Source organism: Tepidiphilus margaritifer DSM 15129, from assembly GCF_000425565.1.
GTDB classification, from domain to species: Bacteria; Pseudomonadota; Gammaproteobacteria; order Burkholderiales; family Rhodocyclaceae; genus Tepidiphilus; species Tepidiphilus margaritifer.
In genome coordinates, this window is record NZ_AUDR01000004.1 from 1 (window position 1) to 23,977 (window position 23,977).

The following is a 23,977-nucleotide window of genomic DNA, read 5'->3' on the forward strand; positions in this document are numbered from 1 at the left end:
AAGTCGAACGCACCCTGGAGGGTAAGACCAGCCTCGAGCGCCGCTTCTACCTCGGCAGCATCGCCGCCGAGGCCGAAACGCTCGCCCATGCGGTACGGGCGCACTGGAGTATCGAGAACTGCCTGCACTGGAGCCTCGACGTCTCGCTCAACGACGACCAGATGCGCGCCCGCGCCCGCAACGCTGGCGCCAATCTCGCCCTCGTGCGCCGGCTCGTGCTCAACCTCTTTCGCCTGGACACCTCAGCCCGCAAAGGCGGTATCCGTACCCGACGCATCCTTGCCGCCTCCTCCGATGCCTACCGCCAGGCACTCCTCGGCCTTACAGAGATTTGATGCGATTGCCCTGTCAAGGCACCGTGCCGTAACCCGTGTTTTGCAGGGGGAGAACAATGTCGCGTGTGATCGCTTACATCGACGGATTCAACCTCTACTTTGGCCTCAAGAGCAAGGGGTGGAAACGCCATTATTGGCTAGATGTGGTGGGCTTGTCGCGCTCCCTGCTCAAACCGGGGCAAACACTGCAGGCGGCTCACTACTTCTCCGCGCGCATCCGCCTGACGGGCAGCAACCACGCCGACATGCAACGGCAGGCTTATTATCTGGATGCGCTAGCCACTTTGCCAATCTTAACGATCCATTTCGGCCACTACCTGCCCAAGGGTCGCCAATGTCGGCGCTGCGGCAACACGTGGACCGACTATGAAGAGAAGATGACCGACGTCAACATCGCGGTCCAGCTACTCGCCGACGCCTTCGATGATCGTTTCGACACCGCGCTGCTGATTTCGGCCGATAGCGATCTGACCACGCCGGTACAGCAAGTGCGTGCCCGGTTCCCGTCCAAGCGCGTCATCGTGGCCCAACCTCCGGGGCGTAATTCGGTGCAGCTTGCCGCTGCTGCAACAGCGGCTTTCACCATCAGCGAAACCAAGGTGCGACAGAACCAGTTGCCTGCAGCAGTAACCACGGCCAGCGGATACGTGATCAATCGCCCGGTGCATTGGCGATAGGGAATACCATGACCCACCACGACATCTTTGACTCGCTGACCCGCAACGCCTTCGACTTCTTGGCGCGCGGCATTGCGGAGTTCGACAAGAGCCCAAAGTACTCGGTCATCCACTTCTGCGCGGCAGTCGAGATGCTGCTCAAGGCGCGGCTGATGAAGGAGCACTGGTCGCTGATCGTCTCCAAGCCCGACCAGGCCAATCTTGCCAAGTTCATGGCCGGCGACTTCATCTCGGTCACGCTAGAGGATGCCCGGGCACGGATTCGTGATGTCGCGGGCGAGGACATCGGCGACGACGCCTACAACAGCTTTCGCGCGCTGGCGAACCATCGCAACAAGATGGTTCACTTCTTCCACAACGGGCTGGACAGCGACGAAAAGGCCAAGGCGCAGATCGTCGCCGAGCATTGCCGCTCGTGGTTTCATCTGCACCGTCTGTTGAACCGGTGGGACACGTATTTCCACGACTTCGGCAGCGAGATCGCCCGCGCGGATTGGGCGATGAAGGGGCACCGGAAATACCTGGCCGCCAAGTTCAAAGCGCTCAAGACCGAACTGGGCGCCGCCCGCACGGCAGGCAGCGCGCCGAAAGCGTGCAGCGCCTGCGGATTCAAGGCAGCCGTCCCCGACGATCTTGACGACCAAATCGCGTCGCTGCGCTGTCTGGTGTGCGATCACACCGAGACCCAGGTCGAACTCGAATGCCCGCATTGCGGCGAATCCATCGTCATTGCGAACGAGGGTTACGCGACGTGCGAGCACTGCGGGGAGGCCATCGAGCCGGAGCATCTGGTGGATGCGCTGACGGATCATGATGCAGCGCACATCGGCATCAAGGACGGGGACGACAGCTGGGAGCCCGCCAACTGCGGCACCTGCGAGGGCTACCACACCGTGGTCAGGCGCGGCAAGCACTACTTCTGCGCGAACTGCTTTGACATCTCCGATGGCATCAAGCAGTGCCAGTGGTGCAACGAATACAACACCGGCGATATGGAACACAGTTACTCAGTTGGCTGTAGCCATTGCGATGGCAAGGTTGGCTGGGAGAAGGATGACTGAATGCACAATAACATCAAAGCCCCCAAGAAACTCATCGAAGTCGCCCTGCCGCTCGATGCCATCAACGAGGCCGCGGCGCGCGAAAAGTCCATCCGCCACGGCCACCCTTCCACGCTGCACCTGTGGTGGGCGCGCCGGCCGCTCGCCGCCGCCCGCGCGGTGATCTTTGCGCAGATGGTCAACGACCCCGGCTACGAGCGCGCGCTCGGGCGCGGCGTGAACAAGGAAAAGGCCCAGGCCGAGCGCGAGCGCCTGTTCAGGATCATCGAAGACCTGGTGAAGTGGGAAAACACCAACAACGAAGAAGTGCTCGAGCGCGCCCGCGAGGAGATCCGAAAAAGCTGGCGCGAGACCTGCGCGCTCAACAAGAACCATCCGCAGGCCGCCGAGCTGTTCGACCCCGACAAACTTCCCGCTTTTCACGACCCCTTCGCCGGCGGCGGCGCGCTGCCGCTCGAAGCCCAGCGCCTGGGGCTGGAGAGCTACGCCAGCGACCTGAACCCGGTGGCCGTGACCATCAACAAGGCCATGATCGAAATTCCGCCGCGCTTTGCCGGACAGGCACCGGTGGGGCCGCTGCCGCCGGGCGAACACCAACGCCGGCTGCACGAGGACTGGCGCGGCGCCAGAGGGCTGGCCGAGGACGTGCGGCGCTATGGCGCCTGGATGCGCGAGCAGGCTGAGGCGCGCATCGGGCACCTCTATCCGCCGGTCGAGATCACGCCCGAGCTCGCCGCCGGTCGGCCGGACCTCGCGCCGCTCGTGGGTCAGCGGCTCACCGTCATCGCCTGGCTGTGGGCGCGCACGGTGAAGAGCCCCAACCCCGTCTTCAGCCACGTGGACGTGCCGCTCGCCTCGACTTTCGTGCTCTCCAGCAAGCCGGGCAAGGAGGCGTATGTGCTGCCGGTGGTCGAAGGCGATCGCTATCACTTCACCGTCAAGGTGCGCGGCGCGGCGGGGTTCGATGAGGCGGAGTATGCGCGGGCGAAGGCAGGCACCAAGGCCGCAGGCCGCGGAGCCAATTTCCGGTGCCTGCTTTCGGATACTCCTATTGGGGGCGACTACATCAAGGCAGAGGGCCAAGCTGGCCGCATGGGCGCACGGCTCATGGCGATCGTGGCCGAAGGCGCGCGTGGCCGCGTTTATCTGGCGCCCGTTCCGGAACATGAAGAAACCGCCCGGCAAGCGCAACCACAATGGAAACCTGCTGGCAGCGTACCGGCTCGCCTCACGGGTGGCACCTGCGTGCCTTATGGGCTTAGGGAATGGGGCGACCTCTTCACCCCCCGCCAACTGGTCGCGCTCACCACCTTTTCCGACCTGGTGGGCGAGGCCATCGAGCGCTGCCGCCAGGACGCCCTCGCCGCCGGACTAACCGACGACGGCATCCCCCTCGACCAAGGCGGCCGCGGCGCGCTCGCCTATGCGCAGGCGGTGGGGGTATGCCTCGGCATGAATGTCAGTCGGCAGAGTAACCGAAGCGCAACACTAAATTTTTGGGACACTAAGGGCGAGAACGTTCAGCAAGTTTTTGCGCGACAGGCACTTCCAATGACTTGGGATTTTGTAGAGGGCAATCCATTCAGTAACTCGACTGGTAATTTCACTGGACAAATTAATTACTTCACCAAGGTAATCGAGAACGTTCCCTCTGTGCCCATAGGACATGTTTGCCAACAGGATGCCCAAACGCAGGAGATTAGTCGTGGGAAAGTTGTCTCCACCGATCCGCCGTACTACGACAACATCGGCTACGCCGACCTGTCGGACTTTTTCTACGTCTGGCTGCGCCGTGCGCTCCGGCCCATTTTCCCCAACCTCTATGCCACGCTCGCCGTGCCCAAGGCCGAGGAGCTGGTCGCCACGCCCTACCGCCACGGCAGCCGTGAGGCCGCCGAGCGCTTTTTCCTCGAGGGCATGAAAAGGGCGCTCAAAAACTTGGCCCAGCAGGCGCATCCGGCCTTTCCCGTCACCATTTACTACGCCTTCAAGCAGTCGGAGACGCAGGACGAGGCGGGCACCAGCAGCACCGGCTGGGAGACCTTTTTGCAGGCGGTGCTCGACGCCGGCTTTGTGCTGACCGGCACCTGGCCGATGCGCACAGAATACACGGGCAATCTCAAGGGGAATGTAAATGCCCTTGCCTCCAGCATCGTGCTCGTTTGCCGCTCCCGTCCGGCGGACGCGCCGGTGGTGAGCCGCCGCGAGTTCCTGCGCGAACTGAACGCGACGCTGCCCGAGGCGCTGGAGGCGATGACCCGCGGCGGCGTACATTCGCCGGTGGCGCCGGTGGATTTGAGCCAGGCCATCATCGGGCCGGGCATGGCGATCTTCAGTCAATACGCCGCGGTGCTGGAGGCCGACGGCACGCCGATGAGCGTGCGCACGGCGCTCGCGCTCATCAACCGGTTTCTGGCCGAGGACGACTTCGACCACGACACGCAGTTCTGCCTGCACTGGTTCGAGCAGCACGGCTGGGCGAGCGGCAAGTACGGGGAGGCCGACGTGCTGGCGCGCGCCAAGGGCACCAGCGTGGACGGGCTGGTGGCGGCGGGCGTGGTCGAATCCGCCCGCGGCGAGCTGCGGCTCTTGAAGTGGCACGAACTGCCCGCCGACTGGTCGCCCGAGCACGACACCCGCGTGCCCGTGTGGGAGGCGCTGCACCAGCTGATCCGCGCGCTCAACCAGGAGGGTGAGGCCGCCGCCGGCCGCCTGCTCGCCCGCATGCCCGAGCGCGCCGACCCCGTCCGCACGCTCGCCTACCGCCTCTATACCCTGTGCGAGCGCAAAGGCTGGGCCGAGGAGGCGCGCGCCTACAATGAACTCGTCACCGCCTGGAGCGAAATCGAACGGGCGGCGGGGGAGGTGGGCATGGTGGACCCACAGGCGCAACTCGATATTTGATTCGGGAGGGATAGATCGTGTTCGTCACCATCTCCAAGCATCAAGAAAACAAAAACCATAGTGACAAATGGGATAATCTCACCATTGGGGGCAAGCCCATCGCCTTCCTGCAGCAGCCTTTGCTGAACCAATTTGAAGGGAAAGTTAACCGAGCTGATAAGTCAACGTTTTGGTATCTTGAGTTTTTCAAGGACACAGAATATAAGATTGAGTTGTTCGTTTCCTTTCATACCGAAAAACCAGAAAGAATAAAATGCATTTCCAAAGCGATTTGGCAAGAGGCTTCTAATGGACGGCCAAGCCAGGGACAAGTCGAGATTGCTTCGAGGTGGTTGCGGGGATCCTCAACGCTGGGCCTCAAGGATTATGAGGATCGCGGGGATCTGCTGTGGAGCGTCGATGGTACAGGATTTTCGATGTTTTCCGATTCCATCCAGTACCCTAGATTCGAACGTGCCGTGCTTTTGTTGGCACTGACCTGCGCATACCGGTTACGCCTGCAGGCGCTGATCAATGAGCTAGCAGATTGGGATAACGACCCGCTGCGACTCACAAAACTCGTGCGACGCGCCACGGAGTTCAATGCCCGCTGTTACTTCAGACATCCAGTGCTAATGGACCGGACCGAGCTTCCGTATGTGTGGGACAGAATGTCTGAACGGATGCGCTTGCAGGCGATTAATGAGGAATTACTCGACCAGTTGCGCTCGCTCCATGATTTGATTGCAGCAGATGAACGGGATAGGGTTGCCCAGGAGCGTGAACGGGCGCGTGACGAAATGGAGCGCGCTCGTCATAAAGAGGCAATAAGATGGCAAATAGTCGGCTTGGCGATCGGGGTCATCTCGCTCATTCAGGTGGTTAGTCTGTTGCCGGAATCGATACGTGACCCTTGGGTGATCAAAATTCTAAATTGGATTGGAATCGTTCTATGAATCTGAAACCCTGGCGCGAGATCGCCGTTCCCCACGAAGACGTGCTCAAGGGCACGTTCCAGCAGGCGGAGTTCGCCGCCGATCTGTCCCGCGTGCATGGGGGCACGGCGCGGGAGGAGTATCAAAATCCGGTGCGATTTTTCGAGCGGACGTTCATTACCGAGGGTATGCGACTGCTGCTCGATTCGGTGGTGCGCCGCCTTGCCGGCAAAGGGGGCGATCCGGTCATCCAGCTGCAGACGGCTTTCGGTGGCGGAAAGACGCATACGATGTTGGCGGTGTATCACCTCGCCAAGGGAGAGGTACCGGCTGGCGATTTGCCGGGTGTACCACCCATTCTCGACGCGGCCGGCGTCACCGAATTGCCGCGTGCCCGGGTTGCCGTACTCGATGGAGTCGATCTGCTCGGTCTGGCGGGCAAGCCGCGGGTGCACGAGGGGTGCACGGTACGCACGCTGTGGGGGGAGCTTGCCTGGCAGCTGGGCGGCGAGGCGGGTTACGCACGGGTGCGGGAAGCCGACGAGACCGGCACTGCTCCGGGCAAGGCGGAACTCGCGCAGCTGCTCGCCGAGCATGCGCCCTGTGTGATCCTGGTGGACGAGCTGGTGCGCTATGTCTCGCAGTTCGAGGAAGGGAAGGCGCTCTCGGGCGGTACGTTCGATGCCAACCTCAGTTTCGTGCAGGCGCTCACCGAGGCGCTGAAAGCGGTGCCCACGGCCGTGATGCTTGCTTCCTTGCCGGAGTCGGAAAAGGAGGCCGGCAGTGAGCGCGGCGTGCGGGCGCTGGCGACGCTGGCGCATTATTTTGGCCGGGTACAGGCCCTGTGGAAACCGGTGGCGACCGAGGAGGCGTTCGAGATCGTGCGTCGGCGTCTGTTCGCTTCGATCGGGGACCGGCAGGCCGCGGAAGCGGTCTGTCGCGCTTTTGCCGACCATTATCTGGGTAACCGTCAGGAGTTTCCCCAGGAGACGCAGGAGGGGCGTTATCTCGACCGGTTGATCCGCGCGTATCCGATCCACCCCGAGGTGTTCGACCGACTCTATGAGGACTGGTCATCGCTGGAGAATTTCCAGCGCACACGGGGCGTGCTGAAGTTGATGGCCAAGATCATCCATCGCCTGTGGCAGGATGGCAATAACGACCTGCTGATCCTGCCGGGCAGCCTGCCGCTCTACGACGTCGATGTGCGCAACGAGGCGATTTACTACCTGCCGCAGGGGTGGGATCCGGTGATCGAGCGCGACGTGGATGGCGAGCGTTCGGAACCTTGGGAGATCGAAAATCGCGATCCGCGTTTGGGTGGCGTCCAGGCGTGCCGGCGAGTGGCGCGCACCATTTTTCTTGGCAGCGCACCGCATTCGGTGCAGCTCGGCGCCAATCAGCTGGTGCGCGGGCTGGAGCAGGAGCGTGTGCTGCTCGGTGTCGCCCAGCCGGGGCAGCCGCTGGGGGTATTCAAGGACGCCCTGAGCCGGCTGACCGACCGGCTGCATTACCTCAATCATGCCCAGAACCGGTATTGGTTCGATACGCGCCCCAATTTGCGGCGCGAGATGGAGGAGCGCAAGCGCCGTTTTCATGAATGGGAAGACGTGTTCCCCACGATCCGTGATCGCCTGCAGCGCCAATTCGCGACCGGGGTGTTCAGCGGCATTCATGTGTTTACCGCCAGTGGGGACGTACCCGACGATTGGCTGCTGCGGCTCGTGGTGCTGCCGCCGGATGCGGCTTTCAGCAAGAGCGGGAAGAGTCCCGCGCTCGAGCACGCCAGCGAGATTCTGCGGAAAAGGGGCGAGCAGCCGCGGTTCAAGCAGAACCGCCTCATTTTTCTCGCGGCGGACCAGGACAGCGTGCTTCGTCTGAAGGATCTCGTGCGCTCGTATCTGGCGTGGCGCAGCATCGTCAGGGATTATCAGGACAACCGCCTCGTCCTGGACAACCTGATGGCGCGCCAGGCGCAGGAGAGCCTCGCGCAGGCGGAGAAAACCGTGGGGCAGGCGATCCGCGAGACGTACAAGTGGTTGCTGGTGCCGGGCCAGGAGGCCCTGCCCGGCAGGGGGCTGTCCGAGGTGCAGTGGCAGGCGATTCCCCTCAATGCCGGCGCATCGAACTGGTCACAGGAGATCGAACGCGTCTTGAAGGAAAACGAGCTGCTCATCACGGCCTGGGCGCCGATTCACCTCGCCAGGATGTTGCGCGAATGGTTCTGGAAGGATGGAGTCAAGGAGGCGCCCGCGCTCAGCGTGTGGCAGCAGAGCTGCCAGCAGCTGTATTTGCCACGCCTCAAGGACGACGTCGTCTTTCAGGAGGCGCTGGCGGCTGGCTCGGAGAGTCGCGATTTTTTCGGGTTTGCTCAGGGCAAGGAAGGGGATCGCTATCTCGGGTTCAGTTTTGGCAAACGCTATGCGCCGATCCTCGATGCTTCGCTGCTGCTGATCGAGCCTCAGACAGCCGCCGCCTACGAGGAGGCGCAGCGCCTCGCCGAGGAGGGATCACGTGTTCCTCCCGAGCCGGATGAGACGGGAACCACGGCAAGCGGATCCGGCGGTTCGCCTCGTGTCGTGGAGGATGTAGCCAAAGGCGGCGGGCAGACGGGGATCGTGCCGAAGAAACGGTTCTACGGCAGGATCGTGCTCGATCCGGTGACGGCGAAAAAGCAGTTCGCCGACGTGGTGGATGAGGTGCTCCAGCCCTTCACCGTACGGCCAGGGATCGCGGTGAAGATCGTGGTCGAGATCGAGGCAGAGGCTCCGGCCGGCTTCGATCACGGCGTGCAGCGGACGGTGTGGGAAAATTGCGCCGTACTGCGCTTCGAGAGCGCGGAGTTCGAGGCGGGGGAATGAATGCAACATTCGCGATGAACTTCCTGTTCTTTTCGGGATCGATTTTTTTGCATCGGATCGCTTTGCCAGGATTTCCCGATCGGTTTGCATGATTACGCAGGAGTGTCCCTATGCTCAAAAGTTACGAAGCCATTTACGAGCACGGTCAAATCCGTTGGCTGGATACGCCGCCAGAGGTGGATACGGCGCGGATCATCGTGACCGTGTTGCCTCCTGCAAACGATCGGAGCAAAGATGTCCCCAAACGCCGTCCCCCTGAAAAATTGAAAGGTCGAGTGAGGGTGGTGGGAGATATCGTGTCTTCTCCCTATTCCGATGGGACATGGGAATCGATGATCGAGCGGACGGCTCGGCAGTTGTCGGGTGATTCCGAGGCATTCAAATGAGCGATTCCCCGTGGCTACTCCTGATTTGGATTTGGTGGATAGCGCAGGATGATCGGCTTTCCAGGAAAATCGAAAAACGGCTGATGGACGGTGCGGAGTCGTTGGCCATTTCCAGCGTTTCCATTTACGAAGCAGTGCTGCATATCCGCCGGGGACGCGTGGTGATCGATTTGCCCCTGAATGAGTGGCTGCATGTCGCTACGGTCGAAGCCGGCATTTCCGTGATGGCCGTCAATGATGACATTGCAGCGAACGCCGCTGCACTACCTGCACATCATGGAGATCCACTGGATAGGATGATCATTGCCACTGCTCTGTATCGCGACGCACTACTGGTCAGTGTCGATGGTCAGTTTTCGCGCTATGAATCGCTTGCCGGTCGCTTGCTTTCTGGCAAAGATTGAAGGGAAAGCTTGGATTGGGAGAATGAACGAACCATCGGAGAGGATCCAATGCGCATCATCCTGGTGAGCGGGCTTTCGGGCTCCGGCAAGACGGTGGCCTTGCGGGCGCTGGAGGACGCGGGGTTCGTGGCCATCGACAACCTGCCGGTGGCCTTTCTCGCGCCGGTGGTCGAGCATCTGGCGCGGCAAGGGGTGGGGCAGGTGGCGATTGCCATCGACGCGCGCACTGGCGGGCTGGAGGCGCTGCCGGGCACGCTGGAGCGCTTGGCGGAGCAGGGGCATCGCGTCGATCTGCTCTTTCTGGAGGCACGCGACGGGGTGCTACTCGAGCGCTTCTCCGAGACGCGGCGCACGCATCCACTGGCGCGCGAGGGGCGGCCGCTGGTGGAGGCGATCGCCCTCGAACGGGAGCTGCTCGCGCCGCTGTCGCTGCGCGCCGCGCGTATCGATACGAGCGATCTCTCGGCCGGAATGCTGCGCGCGTGGATCCGCGAGTTCGTCTTCGCCGGAGAGGGGGGCTGGCTCACCCTCACTTTCGAGTCCTTCGGCTACAAGCACGGGGTGCCGCTCGATGCGGATCTGGTGTTCGATGCCCGCTGCCTGCCCAATCCGTACTACGACAAGGCGCTGCGTCCCTTGACCGGGCGCGACGAGCCGGTGGTGCGCTGGCTGGAGGCGATTCCGGAAGTGGGGGCGATGTTCGCCGAGATTTCCGGTTTTCTCGAGCGGTGGTTGCCGTGCTACGAGCGCGAGCATCGCGCCTATCTCACGGTGGCAGTGGGCTGCACCGGCGGGCAGCATCGCTCGGTCTACCTGGTGGAGCGCCTGGGGCGGGCGTTCGCGGCGCGCGGGCGCGTGGTGGTGCGCCACCGGGACTGTCCTTTGCTGGAGATGGGGCTCACGCCGGCGGCAGCAGCGCCTGCGCCGCCGCCAGCAGATTGTGCGTGATGCGCTCGACGTAGGCGGTGTCGTTCATCAGGGAGCTCGCCTCTTCGGGTGCAATGGCGCCGGCGCGCAGCCAGTGGGCGAGTGAGCCATCCCGCAGGGGGTCGATCGTTTCGAGCCGGCGCAGGGCTTCGTCGGTGATGTGCTCCAGCACTTGACGCACCGTGGCGCCGTCGTCACGCGGCAGGTTGGCGATCGCGTGCAGCGTCTCGACGAGGTGGCGGCGAAAGCGAAGGTATTGTCCGCGCAGGGTCGGGTTCGGGTCGACGAGGCGGGGCACCAGGTTCTTCTGCAGGTGTTTCACGTCCTTCACCGCTTCCTGGATCTCCCGGCTCGCCTGGGTCAGTTGCTGCAGCCGTGGCACGAGGCCGGCCGGCGGGTCGAGGCGCGAGGCGAAGTCGAGGATGAGCCCCGAGAGCGGTTTGATACGGCTCTGATAGAGGGCGTCGATGTCGATGAGGTGGATGCGCTCCGGCGGGCGGTCGAGTACTTCTTCGTTCTCGCCGGCGCGCATCGCCTTGGGCTCCACCTGCAGCACCAGGGCGATGAGATCGATGGCGCGATCATAGAGTCGCCAGGTTTCCTTGCGCAGTGATTCGAGCGCCACTTCCGGGGTCTTGAGCTGGGCGGCGGAGATGTGCTTGGGCGCCGCGAGCGGCAGCCGGCGTACCGGCACGAGCCGCTCGATGAGGCGCTGCGCGCCTTCGAGCAGGGGGTAGATCGTCAGTGCGCCCACCAGGTTGAAGAGGGTGTGAAAGAGCGCGAGCGCGAGCGCAGGCGAGGGAAGGTGCAGGAGCGCGGCGAGCGCAAGGGTGGCGGTATGAAACAGCGGAAAGGTGAACAGGGTGAGCAGGGCCGTGATCGCGCCGAAGAGCAGATGACCGACGGCGACGCGCCGCGCGGCGGTACCGGCGCCGATCGCCGCGAGCAAGGTGGTGAGGGAGGAGCCGACGTTGGCGCCGATGGCGATCGCCATGGCGTGCTCGAAAGGGAGCTTGCCTGCGCTGAGCGCGCCCACCGTGATGAGGAGCGTGGCATGGCTCGATTGCATGAGCACGGTGGCGAGCATGCCCACGGCGGCCGTCAGCAGGATGCCACTCGCACCCGCTGGAGTCCAGGCGGTGAGATCGAGATGCGATTCGAGTTGGGAGAATCCCTGCTGGATGTAACCGATACCGAGGAAGACGAGACCGATGCCGAGCACGAGGTGACCGATTCCGGCAAAGCCGCGCTCGCGTGAGAATTGCAGCACCATGCCGCAGGTGAGGCAGGGCAGGGCGAAGGCGCCGATGTCGACCCCGCGCCCGAAGGCGGCGAAGAGCCAGGTGCCGGTGGTGGTACCCACGTGCGCCCCGAGCACGATCGCCAGCCCTTCGGGCAGGGCCACCATGCCGGCGGAGACGAAGGACATCGCCATCAGGGTGACGACCACGCTCGATTGCACCAGGATGGTGGCGAGCAGGCCGAATCCGAGCGCCCGTGGCGGGGTGCGGGTGCTCCAGCGCAGCACCGCGTCCAGATCGCTGCCCATGAGCGCGCGCACGCCGCGCTCCAGCCGGGCGATGCCCAGCAGAAAGAGCGCGACGCCGGCGGCCATCTCGTTGCCGGCCCGATCGTGCAGCAACCACCAGCCGAGCAGCCCCAGCAGCAGCAGGCGCGGCAGGTTGCGCGCCCAGGCCGGCCACAGCGCGATCGGCTTCATCGGCGCGAGGGCGGGGGGACGAGCAGCCGCCCGCCGCGGCGCCGCACGGCCTGGGCGGCGTAAGGGTGGGTGCTCTGGTGCGCGTGGCAGATGGCGCAGGCGAGCGCGTCGGCCGCGTCCGCACCGGGGGCGGCATCGAGGCCCAGCAGCCGCGTCACCATTTCTTGCACCTGGACTTTGTCGGCCTTGCCGTAGCCGACCACGGCCTGTTTCACTTGCAGTGCCGTGTATTCATGCACGGCCGTGGCGCCGAGGATCGCGGCGCAGAGCACGGCGCCGCGCGCCTGTCCCAAGAGCAGGGTCGATTGGGGATTGAGGTTGACGAAGACTTTTTCGACGGCGGTCTCGTCCGGCCGGTAGGTGGCGATGAGCTCCTCCACGCCGCGAAAGAGCGTGGCGAGCCGTTCGGGCAGGGTGCCTTCGCCGCTGCGGATGCAGCCGCTGGCGACGTAGGCGAGCCGTGCGCCGTGCCGCTCGATGACACCGAACCCCGTGATGCGCAGCCCCGGGTCGAGGCCGAGGATGCGCACCGCCGTCATGGCTCTTCTTCGTCGAAGACCGCCGAGGTGTAGACCGCCTGCACGTCGTCGAGCGATTCGAGCGCGTCGAGGAGCTTGCGCATCTTGGCGGCGTCTTCGCCCGTGAGCTCGATTTCGTTGAGCGGTTTCCACACTACTTCGGCCATGGCCGGGGTGAAACCGGCCGCTTCCAGCGCCGCGCGGATGCGCTCGAGCTCGAACGGCGGGGTGATGACCTCGATCGAACCGTCGTAGTTGGGGATCACGTCTTCGGCTCCGGCTTCGAGCGCCGCTTCGAGGAGCGCCTCTTCGTCCGTGCCGGGGGCGAAGATCATCTGGCCGCAGTGCTTGAACTGGAAGGCGACGCAGCCTTCGGTGCCCAGGTTGCCGCCATTTTTGCTGAATGCGTGGCGCACTTCGGCCACGGTGCGGGTGCGGTTGTCGGTGATGCAGTCGACGAGCACCGCCGCGCCACCCGGGCCGTAGCCTTCGTAGCGGATCTCTTCGTAGCTCACCCCCTCGAGCTCACCGGTGCCGCGCTTGATGGCGCGTTCGATGTTCTCGGAGGGCATGTTGTGTTCTTTGGCTTTGTCGATGGCGGCGCGCAGCCGGGGGTTGAAGTTCGGGTCGCCGCCGCCGTTGCGGGCGGCCACGGTGATCTCGCGGATGAGCCGGGTGAAGATCTTGCCGCGCTTGGCATCCTGCCGTTCTTTGCGGAAACGGATGTTTGCCCATTTGGAATGGCCAGCCATTGCCTCTCCTGCCGCGTTGCGATTGAGTTTGCACTTTGGGCCAATTATACTGTGGGATTCTCTTTACCCGGCTTGCGCGCGATGAATCCGGCAGAACGCAACCGTCGCCGTCTCGAGTGGCTGAAGCACCACGTCTTCGATCCCGTCTACTGGTCACGGGGGGAAGACTTGGTGCAACGGGGAAGAGTGCGCTCCTGCGAGTTCTCGGTCGACGAGCGGCGTTGGCACATCGCGGGCCGAGTCCAGGGCACGCAGCGTGCCCCTTACGCCCAAAACATCGATGTTTCATGGGAAGGGGAAGACGACGTCAAACCCTCGTCCATCGAATGTTCCTGTACCTGCCCCATCGGGGAGGCGTGCAAGCACTGCGCGGCGTTGCTCCTCGAATTCAGCGAACGGCTCGCGGAGCAGGAGGCTGGCGGGGCGCAAGAGGTCAACGTGCCGGGCTCCGGGGATGCCGCGCCACGATCCGCGGAAGAGGGACGGGTCCATCTGGGCGAGCTCGTCGAGCTCATGCTCGGCAACCGGTCCCTTGCGCCGGGCAAGGGGGGTGTTTCCGCCGTCGCCGAGCGCACCGCCGAGGCTCTGGAGGCCAAGCGTTCCCCGGCCATGCGCTGGATCGAGGAGACGGCCCGCCTGCGCCTTCATCGCCACGAGCCGCACCCTTCCTCGGGGTCGGATCAGCAGCCGCCGGAGTGCATCCTTTACGACGTGCGGCTCGACGAGCGCCGCGGCCTCTTCGGCTGGAACGCCTTTCTCACCCGCCCCTACAAGCGCGATCCGCGCCGCTTCGTCGCCGGCAAGCCCGTCGATCTCCTCACGATCTACTACCACCCCGAAGTCTACGGGGCGCTCACCGTCGCTGACCTGATGGGGCTGGCGGTGGCCTCGATGCACGGCCCGCCGAGAACCTGGCTGGGTGCGGCCTTCGCCGCCATCGTCCAGAGCGGCCGCGCCTGTCTGGGCTCGCATACGGAGGGCGTCTTCCTGCGCTGGGGCGAGCCGAGGCGCTTGCTGTGGCTGTGGCGCGAGACGGCGCGCGGCGCTTTTCAGGGCGTATGGCACGTGGAAGGCAATGGCGACACGGGCATCGTGCCGCTGCGCTTCATGCTGCCTTGGCACTATTTCGAGCGCAAGACCCATACCGTGGGGCCATTGCTCCTGCCCGAGGGACTGGAATGGGCCGACGTCGAGCGGCTCGACGCCCTGCCGCCGGTGCCCCAGGCGGATGCGCCGGTGTTCGCGCGCCGTTGGAGCGAGCTTTTTGGCGGATCCTTGCCGGCCCCGGCGCCGGTGGCGACCACGCGGGTCGAGGAACCGGCGCGCTTTCGCCTGATTCTGTGGCGCGACGAGCAAGGGAGGCGGCGCGTGCGTCCCGAAGTGCGCTACGGCGAAGTCGCCGTCGATGCCCAGGGGCGGGTCCATCATCCCTTCGGGGACGAGGTGCGCCTCGAGCTGCCGCACCGTTCCGTGGCCCGGGAGAAGCAGTGGTTCGGCACGGTACGGGTGCTGCTGGAGCCGCTGCGGATGGCGCTCGCCTGGCCCGATGGTGACGAATACGAGGCGCAGGCCGAATCCCCCCTGCTGTGGCACGAACTGCGCGAGCGGCTCGAGGCCGGGGTGCTGGGCGAGTTCTCGCCCGAGATCGAGGTGAGCGAGGACTTCTGGCCGCAGGAGTGGGAGGCGAGCACCGCCGAAGTGGAACTCGCCCAGGCCGACGAGGGAGGCGACTGGTTCGCCTTCGACGCCAAGGTGAAAGCGGGCGAGCGCGACATCGACCTCACCGAGCTCGCGGCGGAGGTCTTCGAGCGCTATGGCGAGGACGACTGGCCGGAGAAAATCGTCTATCCCTTTCCGGAAGAAGACGCCTGTGCGGTGGTGCCGCTCGAGCCGATCGCACCCATCCTGAAGCTGACGCTGGAATTGCTGCGGCGCGAACCGCGGCGCGAGGGGCCGGTGCGGCTGTCGCGCTACGATTTTTCCCTGCTGCGCGAGCTGCCGCCCGGAACCCTGGCCCAGATCCAGGCCCCGACGCTGTCGGCCATGCTCGAAGAGCTGGAGCGCTACGGCGGCCCCATGCCGGTGGAGGAACCGCCGGGGCTGCAGGCCGAAATGCGACCCTATCAGCGCACGGGCCTGGCCTGGCTGCAGTTCTGGCGCCGGCATCGCCTGCACGGCATCCTGGCCGACGACATGGGTCTGGGCAAGACGCTGCAGGCGCTCGCGCATCTCTTGGCGGAAAAGCGCGCCGGCCGGCTCGAGCAACCGGCGCTGGTGGTGGCGCCCACGAGCCTCGTGGGCAACTGGGCGCGCGAGGCGGCGCGCTTCACCCCCGATTTGCGCGTGCTCGTCTGGCACGGGGCGCAGCGGCGCGAACGGCTCGAGTCGATTCCCGGCCACGATCTCGTCATCACCACCTACCCGCTCGTGTGGCGCGACGTGGAGCTTCTGCGCCCGCAGGCGTGGTCGGTGATGATCCTCGACGAAGCGCAGATGATCAAGAATCCGCGGGCGCAGATCTCGCAGCACGTGCGCAAGTTCCGCGCCGAGCAGCGCCTGTGTCTGACCGGAACGCCGATGGAGAACCATCTCGGCGAGCTGTGGTCCCTCTTCGATTTCCTCATGCCGGGCTTTCTCGGCTCGCTCGAGACCTTCAACCGCTGGTATCGCCATCCGATCGAGCAGGAGGGCGACGCGGCGCGTCTCGAGCATCTGCGCCGGCGCATCCGCCCGTTCCTGCTGCGGCGCACGAAGGCAGAGGTGGTGGCGGAACTGCCGCCCAAGACCGAGATCGTGCAGACCGTGACGCTGGGCGAGAAGCAGGCCAAGGTCTACGAGGCGATCCGGCTGACCATGCAGGAGCGCGTGCGCCGGGCGCTGGCCGAAAAGGGGCTTGCCCGCAGCCAGATCACGGTGCTCGATGCGCTCCTCAAACTACGGCAGGTGTGCTGCGATCCCACGCTGGTCGACCTGCCGCAGGCGCGCCAGGTGAAGGAATCGGCCAAACTCGACTGGCTGCGCGAGACCCTGCCCGAACTCGTCGAAGAGGGGCGGCGCATCCTCATCTTTTCCCAGTTCGTGCAGATGCTCGAGCGCATCGAGCCGGTGCTCGCCGAGCTGAAAATCCCTTACGTGAAGCTCACCGGCAGCACGCGCCGGCGCGACGAGGTGATCGATCGCTTCCGCCAGGGCGAAGCGCCGGTCTTCCTCATCAGCCTCAAGGCGGGCGGCGTGGGCTTGAACCTCACCGAGGCCGACACGGTGATCCTCTTCGACCCTTGGTGGAATCCGGCGGTGGAGGAGCAGGCGATTGACCGCACGCACCGCATCGGTCAGGACAAGCCGGTCTTCGTCTATAAACTGATCGCGGCCAATACGGTCGAAGAAAAAATGCTGGAAATGCAGGCGCGCAAACGCACGCTTGCCGAAGGCACGCTGGAGACGGGCGAGGCGGGCGGGTTTGCGCTCACCGAAGAAGACGTGGCGGCACTGCTGTCTTCTTCGCCCGTGGAAGCTTGACGACAGGAGCAAGGACGATGCAACAACGCTACGAAGTGAAAGGGATGAGCTGCGCGCACTGCGAGAAGGCCGTGGCTGAGGCGCTGAAGAACGTGCCGGGCGTGGAGCGCGTCGTCTCGGTGAGCCGGGAGCGGGAGGAAGTGGTGATCGAAGGCGATCCGAGCCCGCAGGCGGTGATCGAGGCGATCCTCGAAGAGGGCTATGACGCAAGACTCGCCTGACTCCGCGGCGGTGGGCGAGGCCGAGCTCGAGCTCGGCATTCGCGGCATGACCTGTGCCGCCTGCGTGCGGCGCATCGAGCGGGGTCTGCAGCGGCTGCCGGGCGTACGGCAGGCGAGCGTCAATCTGGCGCTCGAGCGCGCCACGGTGCGCTACGATCCGAGCCGGGTCGACGAGGCCGCCATCCGGCGTACGATCCGCGAGCTCGGCTACGAGCCGGTACCGCACGCGCAGCGTTCGTCCGCGGAGGAAGAGGACGAGGCCGGAGGCGCGGCGCGGCGGCGGGTGCGCTGGGCCGCGGGGCTCGCGGTGCCGCTCGTGTTGTTCGCCATGGGGCCGATGCTGCCGGGAGGGGAGGCGCTCTTTGCCCGCCTCGCCCCGGCGTGGGTGTGGCAGGCGCTGCAGGCGGCCCTTTCTTCCGTCATTCTCTTCGTCTGCGGCGCGCCGCTGCTGCGTGCCGGCTGGTCGGAACTGCGCCACGGCGCCCCGGCGATGAACGCCCTCGTCCTGCTGGGGGCCGGCGCCGCCTGGGGCTATTCGCTGCTCGCCTGGCTCGTACCGGGAATCTTCCCGCCAGGCAGCGTCCACCTCTATTTCGAATCGGCCGGGGTCATCGTCGCCCTGATCCTGCTCGGCCGTTACCTCGAGCAGCTCGCCCGCGGCCGGGCGTCCCGCGCCATCTCGCGCCTGCTGCGGCTGCAGCCGCGCACGGCGCGCGTCCTGCGCCCCGACGGCTCGGTGTGGGAAATTCCCGTCGAGGAACTGCGCCCCGGCGACCGGGTACAGGTGCGCCCGGGCGAGCGCCTTCCCGCCGACGGCATCGTGCAGGAAGGAGCGGGTTGGGTCGACGAGTCCATGCTCACCGGCGAACCGCTGCCGGCGGAGAAACGCCCCGGGGATCGGGTCGTCGGCGGCAGTGTGCTCACTTCCGGCGGCTTCGCCATGGAGGTGACCGAGGTCGGCCGCGAGACGTTGCTCGCGCGCATCATCGCGCTGGTCGAGCGGGCGCAGGCCGAGAAACCGCCCATCCAGGCTTTCGCCGACCGCGTGGCCGGCGTTTTCGTGCCGCTGGTGCTCGCCGTGGCCGCGCTCACCTTTGCCCTCTGGCTGGCCTTCGGTCCCGAACCGCGGCTCTCCTACGCTTTCGTCACTGCAGTGAGTGTGCTGCTCATCGCCTGCCCCTGCGCGATGGGGCTCGCCACGCCCGTCGCCCTCATGGTCGCCACGGGGCGGGGGGCGGAATGCGGCATCCTCGTGCGCCGCGGCGCCGCCTTGGAGCGGCTCGCCGAGATCGACACCGTGGTCTTCGACAAGACGGGCACGCTCACCGCCGGGCGGCCGGCGCTGGTGGGAGCCTACTGGAATGCGCCGGGCGAGGCGCGGCAGTGGCTGCTGCGCGTGGCCGCACTGGAAAAAGCGAGCGAGCATCCGATTGCCGGCGCCCTGCTCGCGGCCGTGGGCGAGGTGCCGCTGCCGCCGGCCGAGGAGGTCGAACCGGTGCCGGGCGGCGGCATCCGCGGCCGCGTCGAAGGGCTGCGGCTCGCGGTGGGTTCGCGCCGCTTCCTGGAGAAGGAGGTGGGAACGCGGGCGCCGGATGCGGCGTTGGCGTCCTGGGCCGAGGCGCAGGCCGGCGAAGGCAGAACGCTCGTGTGGGTGGCGGCCGACGGCGTTCCCGTGGGGGTGCTGGCGTTTGCCGATCCGCTCAAGCCCACGAGCGCGGCGGCGGTGGCCGAACTCCATGCGCTCGGTCTGCGCGTGGCGCTTCTTTCCGGCGATTTGCGCCGCAGCGTGGAGGCAGTGGCCCGGGCGCTCGCCATCGAGGAAGTTCGCGCCGAGGTGCGCCCCGAAGAAAAGGCCGAGGCGCTGCGTCAATGGCAGGCCCAGGGGCGGCGGCTCGCCTTCGTGGGCGATGGCATCAACGACGCGCCGGCGCTCGCCCAGGCCGACGTGGGCATCGCCATGGGCACCGGTACCGACGTGGCGATCGAGACCGGCGACGTGGTGCTCATGCGCGGCGACCCGGCCGCCGTGCCGCAGGCCGTGCGCCTTGCACGCGCCACGCGTCGCACCATCGCCTGGAATTTCGTCTGGGCCTACGGCTACAACGTGGTGCTCATTCCGCTCGCGGCTGGCATCTTCCACCCCTGGACCGGCTGGCTGCTCGACCCCATGCTCGCCGCCGCGGCCATGAGCCTCTCCAGTCTCTTCGTGGTGACCCACTCGCTGCGCCTGCGCCGGGCGATATGAGCGCCATCGACCTGGTGCTCTTCGGCGCCTTCGACCGGCACAATTACGGCGACCTGCTGCTCGCCCGGCTCGCCGCCGAGGCCGCCGGCGAGCGCAGTGTGCACTTCGCTGGCCTGCGCGCCTGGGATGCGCGTTCCGTGGCCGGATTCGCGGTGCACCCCCTGCCCGAAGTGATCGCGGACCTGAAGCAAGGCTACGACCTGTACCACGTCGGCGGTGAGATCCTCGATTGCGACGCCTGGACCGCAGCGGTGATGCTGCTCGACGAAGAAAGTGCCGCACGGGCGATCGCCTGCTTCGATGCCGACCCCTGCGCCCGCCGCCGCGAAGCGGTGCGTCGGTTGGGCACGCACCGGCCGCTACCCTACGTGCTGCGCCGAGGGGACGCCCCCGGAGTGCGACGCCTCGGTTTTGCTCCCTGCGGCGGCACGGGGCTCGACGCATTGCCGCGCAGCGTGCAGCGCGCCGCGCTCGCGGCACTCGCCGCGGCGGACGAAGCGCGCGTGCGCGATGCCCGCACCCGAGCGCTCTTTGCCCGCCAGGGGCTTTCCCTGCCGCTCGCGCCGGACCCCGCCGAGGGGCTTGCCGCCTCGAATCTGGCAGCGGCGCTCGAAACGCATGCCGCCGGCTGGCGCGCACGGCTCGGTGCCTATCGCCTGGTACAGTTCGCTGCCGAATGCGCCACCGACCCGTGGCTCGCGGCGCTCGCCGCCTGGCTGGAGGCGCGCCGCGAAGCAGGCGAGTGCTTCGCCCTCGTGCGTGCCGGCGCCGCCCCGTGGCACGACACGCTGGAAGCGCTCGAGCGCCTGTCCCGCTTCCTCTCGCCGTCGAACCGGGCGGCGCTGCGCCTGATCGACGAGCTCCGGCTGGAGGCGATCGGCGGGCTCGCTGCCGGGGCAGTGGAAGTCTGTGCCACCAGCCTGCATCTGCTGCTCACGGCCCGCGCCTTCGGGGTGCCGGCCGTGGCGCTGGAACGGGAGCCGCACGCTGCGCGCAAGCTGCGCGCCTATTTCGGCACCTGGCACCCGGAGCAAACCTTCTGGGCGCCGGGTGTCGCCTGCCGTCCGGTGGGACGGTTTTCCATGGAGTGAAAGAAAGACGATGACGATCCGGGAACACCCTGCGCTCGGCTGGTGGATGGCTTTTGCCGGCGCGTTCGGTTTCTCCTTCAAGGCGGTGCTCGTCAAGCTCGCCTACCGCTACGGCGTCGACGCCGAGACCATCCTCGCCCTGCGCATGGGCTTCGCCTTGCCGTTCTTCCTGCTGCTCGGCTGGGCGGCGGAGCAAAGGGCGGCACACCGCCTCAGCGTGCGGCAGTGGGGTATTCTCTTCGTGCTCGGTTTCCTCGGCTATTACGGCTCGAGCTACCTCGACTTCCTCGGGTTGCGCTACATCAGCGCCGGCCTGGAGCGCATGATCCTCTTCTGCTACCCGACACTGGTCGTGCTGATGTCGGCGGCCTTCCTCGGCACGCGGCTCGACCGTCGAACCCTCGCTTCACTGGTCGTCTGCTACGCCGGGCTCGCGCTCGCGCTAGTGCACGACCTTGGCCAGAATCCCGGCAGCGCGCACGACGTCTGGCTGGGCGGCGGGCTCGTCTTCGCCTCGGCCGTGGCCTACGCACTCTACCTTCTCGGCACCGGCCAGGTGGTGGCGCAAATCGGCGCTTCCCGCCTGAGCGCCTGGGCGACGACTTTCGCCTGCCTGCTCGTGCTCGGCCAGTTCGCCGTCATGCGCCCCCTGCCTTCGCTGTGGCAGCAACCGGCGCCGGTGCTGTGGCTCGCCCTCGCCATGGCGCTCGTCTCCACCGTCGCCCCGGTATGGCTCGTCTCCGAAGCCATCCGTCGCCTCGGATCCGGACCCGTTTCGATGAGCGCCACCCTCGGCCCCGTGCTCACCCTGCTGCTCGGCGCCTGGCTGCTCGACGAACCGCTCGCTTTCACCCAGCTCGCCGGCTGCGGCCTGGTGATCGCCGGCGTGGTGATGATGAGCCGGCGGCCCCGTCCCGTTTCCGCGGCCACGGCGGCAGGGGAGGGTGGATGACGGATCTCTCCCTGCTGCACCCCCGCACGGTGGACGAGGCGATCGCCCTGCAGCGCGAGATCGCCCGGCGGGTCGTGTGCGAGGACGCGAACGGCCCGGTACGTCGCGTGGCCGGGGTCGACGTCGGCTTTCCCGGCGGCGGCACCCAGGGGCGCGCCGCCGTCGCCGTGCTCGATTTCCCCTCGCTCGCCTCGAGCGAGACGGCGGTCGCGGAAGCCGAAGTGAACTTCCCCTACGTGCCGGGGCTGCTCTCCTTTCGCGAGCTGCCGGTGGTGCTGCAGGCGCTGGCGCGGCTCTCGGCCCCGCCCGATCTGCTCCTCGTCGACGGCCAAGGCCGGGCCCACCCGCGCCGCTGCGGCATTGCCTGCCACCTGGGCGTGCTCACCGATCTGCCCAGCATCGGCGTGGCCAAGTCGCGCCTCGTCGGCACGCACGAACCGGTGCCGCAACGGCGCGGCGCCTGGGTACCGCTGCGCGACGGCAGCGAAATCATCGGCGCCGTGCTGCGCACCCGCGTGGGCGTGCAACCGGTCTACGTCTCCATCGGTCATCGTGTGAGCTTGGAGCGTGCCGTGGATTGGGTGATGGCCTGCACCACCCGCTACCGCCTACCCGAGACCACCCGCGCGGCGCATGCACTCGCTTCGGGGACTGCCGGGAAGCGAGGAACGGGGGGTGAGGGCTTGGTCTAGGCTTCGAGCGAACGCCGTGTGGAGTGCCTCTAATGCGTCAGGTCCCGGACGATCGCATCGACCCGCGACGTCGTGCATCATTCTTGGGTCGTGAGGGGCCGACTGTACGAGAGCGCCGCCACGACCCCTGCGACCCCCTCTGTGTCAGAATAGTTGTCGTCTCGATAGATCCTGAAACCAGAGGGCGACAAAGGAAGAACGAAGTGGCCAGATACGGACAGTCCTTCAAGGACAGGGCGGTTGCACGGCTGTTGCCGCCAGAAAGTGTCGCGGTGCAGACGCTGGCGCGAGAGCTGAGCATTTCAGCTGCGACGCTAGCGCGCTGGCGAGCCGAGGCGCTCTCCCAGCCCGTTGGCGAGCGGGGCTGGAGTGCGGGGGCCCGATTCGAAGCGGTGCTCTCGACCGCCGCGATGGACGAGGCGAGCAAAGGGGCCTGGTGCCGCGAGCATGGCGTGTATCCCCAGACGCTCGAGCAATGGCGCACCGCCGCCCTGCAGGCGCTCGATGAGCCCGAGGAAGTCGCACGGCAGGCTCTGCGGGAGAAGAAGGCCGAGCGGGGTCGCATCAAGGAACTCGAGCGCGACCTGCGCCGCAAGGAAAAGGCGCTGGCCGAAGCGGCAGCGTTGCTGGTGCTATCAAAAAAGCTCGAAGCGATCTTCCCCAAGGACGAGGACGCATGATCGGCCTGGAAGATCGCCAAACACTGGTCCGACACATCGATGAGGCACACGCAGCCGGCGCGCGCCTACGCCCGGCCTGCGAGGTCGCAGGCATGACGCTGCGCACCCTGCAGCGCTGGAAAGCGCAGGAAGGACTGCGCCAGGGGGACCGCAGGCCCCTGGCAAAGCGTGCGCAGCCGGCGCATGCGCTCAGCGACGAAGAACGGGCGAGGATCCAGGCGTTGGCCAACGAGCCCCGTTTCGCCGACCAACCCCCGGCGCGCATCGTCCCCACGCTGGCCGACGAGGGCGTCTATCTTGCCAGCGAATCGAGCTTTCAGCGCGTGCTGCGTGCCCACGGACAAACCCGTCACCGTGGGCGCAGCCGTGCGCCGCAGCGCACGCGAGCGCCGACGACGCACGTAGCCAGCGCCCCCGGACAAGTGTGGTGCTGGGACATGACCTACCTGCCCACCCACGTGAAGGGGCAGTGGTTCTACCTGTATCTGATCATGGATCTGTACAGCCGCAAGATCGTCGGCTGGGAGATTCATGCCACCGATGAGGCAGAACACGCGGTGAGCCTGCTCAAGCGCACCGCGTTGGCCGAAGGCCTCCACGCCCTGCCGGAAAAACCCGTGCTGCACGGCGACAACGGCAGCACGCTCAAGGCCACCACGGTGTTGGCGATGCTGCACTGGCTGGGGATCAAGCCCTCATACTCTCGCCCCAGGGTGTCCGACGACAACGCCTTCGTCGAATCGCTCTTCAAAACGGCGAAGTACCGCCCCGAATTCCCGGCGCGCGGCTTCGCCAGCCTGGACGAAGCCCGCCAGTGGGGACAGCACTTCGTGCACTGGTACAACGTCGAGCATCGCCACAGCGGCCTGCGCTACGTCACCCCCGCCCAGCGACATGCAGGGGAAGACCACGCGATCCTGGCGGCACGGCACCAGACCTATCTGCAAGCCCGCGAACGTCACCCGGCACGCTGGTCCGGGCAGACACGGGACTGGACACCGATCGGGGCCGTCACGCTCAACCCGGAACGGGACAGCGTCGTTCGGGACTCTACCCAAGCTGAAATAGAAGGCAGGTGATTGCATGAATCAGGCGACAACTATCTTGACTTGTTCCGG

General features: G+C 66.2%; 19 protein-coding genes. 16 read left to right on the forward strand and 3 right to left on the reverse strand.

The window, feature by feature from the left end:
- The 9 genes from H607_RS0100545 to rapZ form a co-directional block, all read left to right on the forward strand.
- The coding region (locus H607_RS0100545) for an ISAs1 family transposase (protein ID WP_028873817.1) at positions 1 to 335 on the forward strand (335 nt) is incomplete at its 5' end.
- Positions 336 to 391: 56 nt separating this feature from the next.
- Positions 392 to 1,012 (forward strand): NYN domain-containing protein, encoded by a 621-nt coding sequence (locus H607_RS0100550; RefSeq protein WP_028873818.1) that lies wholly within the window; start codon positions 392 to 394, stop codon positions 1,010 to 1,012.
- Positions 1,013 to 1,020: 8 nt separating this feature from the next.
- Positions 1,021 to 2,073: a hypothetical protein gene (locus tag H607_RS11055; RefSeq protein ID WP_037989140.1), complete on the forward strand. Its 1,053-nt coding sequence runs from the start codon at positions 1,021 to 1,023 to the stop codon at positions 2,071 to 2,073.
- Positions 2,074 to 4,977, forward strand: a complete 2,904-nt coding sequence (locus H607_RS0100560) for a DUF1156 domain-containing protein (RefSeq protein WP_028873819.1) — start codon at positions 2,074 to 2,076, stop codon at positions 4,975 to 4,977.
- A gap of 17 nt (positions 4,978 to 4,994) precedes the next feature.
- Complete coding sequence (locus tag H607_RS0100565; protein WP_028873820.1) at positions 4,995 to 5,912, forward strand: hypothetical protein; 918 nt, start codon at positions 4,995 to 4,997, stop codon at positions 5,910 to 5,912.
- A complete protein-coding gene (locus H607_RS0100570) occupies positions 5,909 to 8,752 on the forward strand; it encodes an ATP-binding protein (protein WP_028873821.1) in 2,844 nt (947 codons plus the stop codon). The genes H607_RS0100565 and H607_RS0100570 overlap by 4 nt, the downstream gene beginning before the upstream one ends.
- Positions 8,753 to 8,862: 110 nt before the next feature.
- Positions 8,863 to 9,138 (forward strand): hypothetical protein, encoded by a 276-nt coding sequence (locus H607_RS11060; RefSeq protein WP_211218421.1) that lies wholly within the window; start codon positions 8,863 to 8,865, stop codon positions 9,136 to 9,138.
- Positions 9,135 to 9,542 carry a type II toxin-antitoxin system VapC family toxin gene (locus tag H607_RS0100580; protein ID WP_037989142.1) on the forward strand — a complete coding sequence of 136 codons (408 nt, stop codon included), beginning with the start codon at positions 9,135 to 9,137 and terminating at the stop codon, positions 9,540 to 9,542. The genes H607_RS11060 and H607_RS0100580 overlap by 4 nt, the downstream gene beginning before the upstream one ends.
- A 48-nt stretch (positions 9,543 to 9,590) precedes the next feature.
- A complete protein-coding gene (gene rapZ, locus H607_RS11065) occupies positions 9,591 to 10,490 on the forward strand; it encodes an RNase adapter RapZ (protein WP_083961841.1) in 900 nt (299 codons plus the stop codon).
- Here rapZ and H607_RS11070 read toward each other — a convergent pair.
- From H607_RS11070 to H607_RS0100600, 3 genes are read right to left on the reverse strand one after another with little or no spacing between them, the layout of a single operon-like run.
- The gene (locus tag H607_RS11070; protein ID WP_051240506.1) at positions 10,441 to 12,189 is read right to left on the reverse strand and encodes a Na/Pi cotransporter family protein; all 1,749 of its coding nucleotides are present in this window, start codon (positions 12,187 to 12,189) and stop codon (positions 10,441 to 10,443) included. The two genes, rapZ and H607_RS11070, sit on opposite strands and share 50 nt — an antisense overlap.
- Positions 12,186 to 12,728 carry a crossover junction endodeoxyribonuclease RuvC gene (ruvC, locus tag H607_RS0100595; RefSeq protein WP_211218422.1) on the reverse strand — a complete coding sequence of 181 codons (543 nt, stop codon included), beginning with the start codon at positions 12,726 to 12,728 and terminating at the stop codon, positions 12,186 to 12,188. Before ruvC ends, H607_RS11070 begins: the two co-directional genes overlap by 4 nt.
- Positions 12,725 to 13,459, reverse strand: a complete 735-nt coding sequence (locus H607_RS0100600) for a YebC/PmpR family DNA-binding transcriptional regulator (RefSeq protein ID WP_028873824.1) — start codon at positions 13,457 to 13,459, stop codon at positions 12,725 to 12,727. Before H607_RS0100600 ends, ruvC begins: the two co-directional genes overlap by 4 nt.
- A gap of 81 nt (positions 13,460 to 13,540) precedes the next feature.
- Here H607_RS0100600 and H607_RS11075 point away from each other — a divergent pair, with 81 nt between their 5' ends.
- The 7 genes from H607_RS11075 (at position 13,541) to H607_RS0100640 (ending at position 23,938) form a co-directional block, all read left to right on the forward strand.
- Positions 13,541 to 16,978, forward strand: a complete 3,438-nt coding sequence (locus H607_RS11075; RefSeq protein ID WP_051240507.1) for a DEAD/DEAH box helicase — start codon at positions 13,541 to 13,543, stop codon at positions 16,976 to 16,978.
- Between the two features lie 17 nt (positions 16,979 to 16,995).
- Positions 16,996 to 17,199: a heavy-metal-associated domain-containing protein gene (locus H607_RS13505; RefSeq protein WP_028873825.1), complete on the forward strand. Its 204-nt coding sequence runs from the start codon at positions 16,996 to 16,998 to the stop codon at positions 17,197 to 17,199.
- On the forward strand, positions 17,180 to 19,444 hold the full coding sequence (locus H607_RS11080; protein WP_051240509.1) for a heavy metal translocating P-type ATPase: 2,265 nt from the start codon (positions 17,180 to 17,182) through the stop codon (positions 19,442 to 19,444). The genes H607_RS13505 and H607_RS11080 overlap by 20 nt, the downstream gene beginning before the upstream one ends.
- Positions 19,441 to 20,535, forward strand: coding sequence for a polysaccharide pyruvyl transferase family protein (locus tag H607_RS11085; RefSeq protein WP_051240511.1), 1,095 nt, complete (start codon positions 19,441 to 19,443; stop codon positions 20,533 to 20,535). Before H607_RS11080 ends, H607_RS11085 begins: the two co-directional genes overlap by 4 nt.
- A 10-nt stretch (positions 20,536 to 20,545) precedes the next feature.
- Entirely contained in the window at positions 20,546 to 21,487 is a 942-nt protein-coding gene (locus tag H607_RS11090) for a DMT family transporter (protein ID WP_051240513.1), read from the forward strand.
- On the forward strand, positions 21,484 to 22,179 hold the full coding sequence (gene nfi, locus H607_RS11095) for a deoxyribonuclease V (RefSeq protein ID WP_037989145.1): 696 nt from the start codon (positions 21,484 to 21,486) through the stop codon (positions 22,177 to 22,179). The genes H607_RS11090 and nfi overlap by 4 nt, the downstream gene beginning before the upstream one ends.
- Before the next feature lie 203 nt (positions 22,180 to 22,382).
- Positions 22,383 to 23,938 (forward strand): IS3 family transposase gene (locus H607_RS0100640; RefSeq protein ID WP_088178290.1). Its coding sequence is split into 2 segments (ribosomal slippage): positions 22,383 to 22,815 and positions 22,815 to 23,938, totalling 1,557 coding nucleotides; the frame shifts between segments, so codons are not numbered across the junction.
- Positions 23,939 to 23,977: the final 39 nt, after the last annotated feature.

Excerpts from the sequence above, each read along its gene's own strand:
- H607_RS13505 (WP_028873825.1), top strand. The coding sequence starts at position 16,996 with ATGCAACAACGCTACGAAGTGAAAGGGATGAGCTGCGCGCACTGCGAG.
- H607_RS0100560 (WP_028873819.1), top strand. The coding sequence starts at position 2,074 with ATGCACAATAACATCAAAGCCCCCAAGAAACTCATCGAAGTCGCCCTG.
- rapZ (WP_083961841.1), top strand. The coding sequence starts at position 9,591 with ATGCGCATCATCCTGGTGAGCGGGCTTTCGGGCTCCGGCAAGACGGTG.
- H607_RS11060 (WP_211218421.1), top strand. The coding sequence starts at position 8,863 with ATGCTCAAAAGTTACGAAGCCATTTACGAGCACGGTCAAATCCGTTGG.
- H607_RS11070 (WP_051240506.1), bottom strand. The coding sequence starts at position 12,189 with ATGAAGCCGATCGCGCTGTGGCCGGCCTGGGCGCGCAACCTGCCGCGC.
- H607_RS0100580 (WP_037989142.1), top strand. The coding sequence starts at position 9,135 with ATGAGCGATTCCCCGTGGCTACTCCTGATTTGGATTTGGTGGATAGCG.
- nfi (WP_037989145.1), top strand. The coding sequence starts at position 21,484 with ATGACGGATCTCTCCCTGCTGCACCCCCGCACGGTGGACGAGGCGATC.
- H607_RS11085 (WP_051240511.1), top strand. The coding sequence starts at position 19,441 with ATGAGCGCCATCGACCTGGTGCTCTTCGGCGCCTTCGACCGGCACAAT.
- H607_RS0100600 (WP_028873824.1), bottom strand. The coding sequence starts at position 13,459 with ATGGCTGGCCATTCCAAATGGGCAAACATCCGTTTCCGCAAAGAACGG.
- H607_RS11080 (WP_051240509.1), top strand. The coding sequence starts at position 17,180 with ATGACGCAAGACTCGCCTGACTCCGCGGCGGTGGGCGAGGCCGAGCTC.
- ruvC (WP_211218422.1), bottom strand. The coding sequence starts at position 12,728 with ATGACGGCGGTGCGCATCCTCGGCCTCGACCCGGGGCTGCGCATCACG.
- H607_RS11075 (WP_051240507.1), top strand. The coding sequence starts at position 13,541 with ATGAATCCGGCAGAACGCAACCGTCGCCGTCTCGAGTGGCTGAAGCAC.
- H607_RS11090 (WP_051240513.1), top strand. The coding sequence starts at position 20,546 with ATGACGATCCGGGAACACCCTGCGCTCGGCTGGTGGATGGCTTTTGCC.
- H607_RS0100570 (WP_028873821.1), top strand. The coding sequence starts at position 5,909 with ATGAATCTGAAACCCTGGCGCGAGATCGCCGTTCCCCACGAAGACGTG.
- H607_RS11055 (WP_037989140.1), top strand. The coding sequence starts at position 1,021 with ATGACCCACCACGACATCTTTGACTCGCTGACCCGCAACGCCTTCGAC.
- H607_RS0100550 (WP_028873818.1), top strand. The coding sequence starts at position 392 with ATGTCGCGTGTGATCGCTTACATCGACGGATTCAACCTCTACTTTGGC.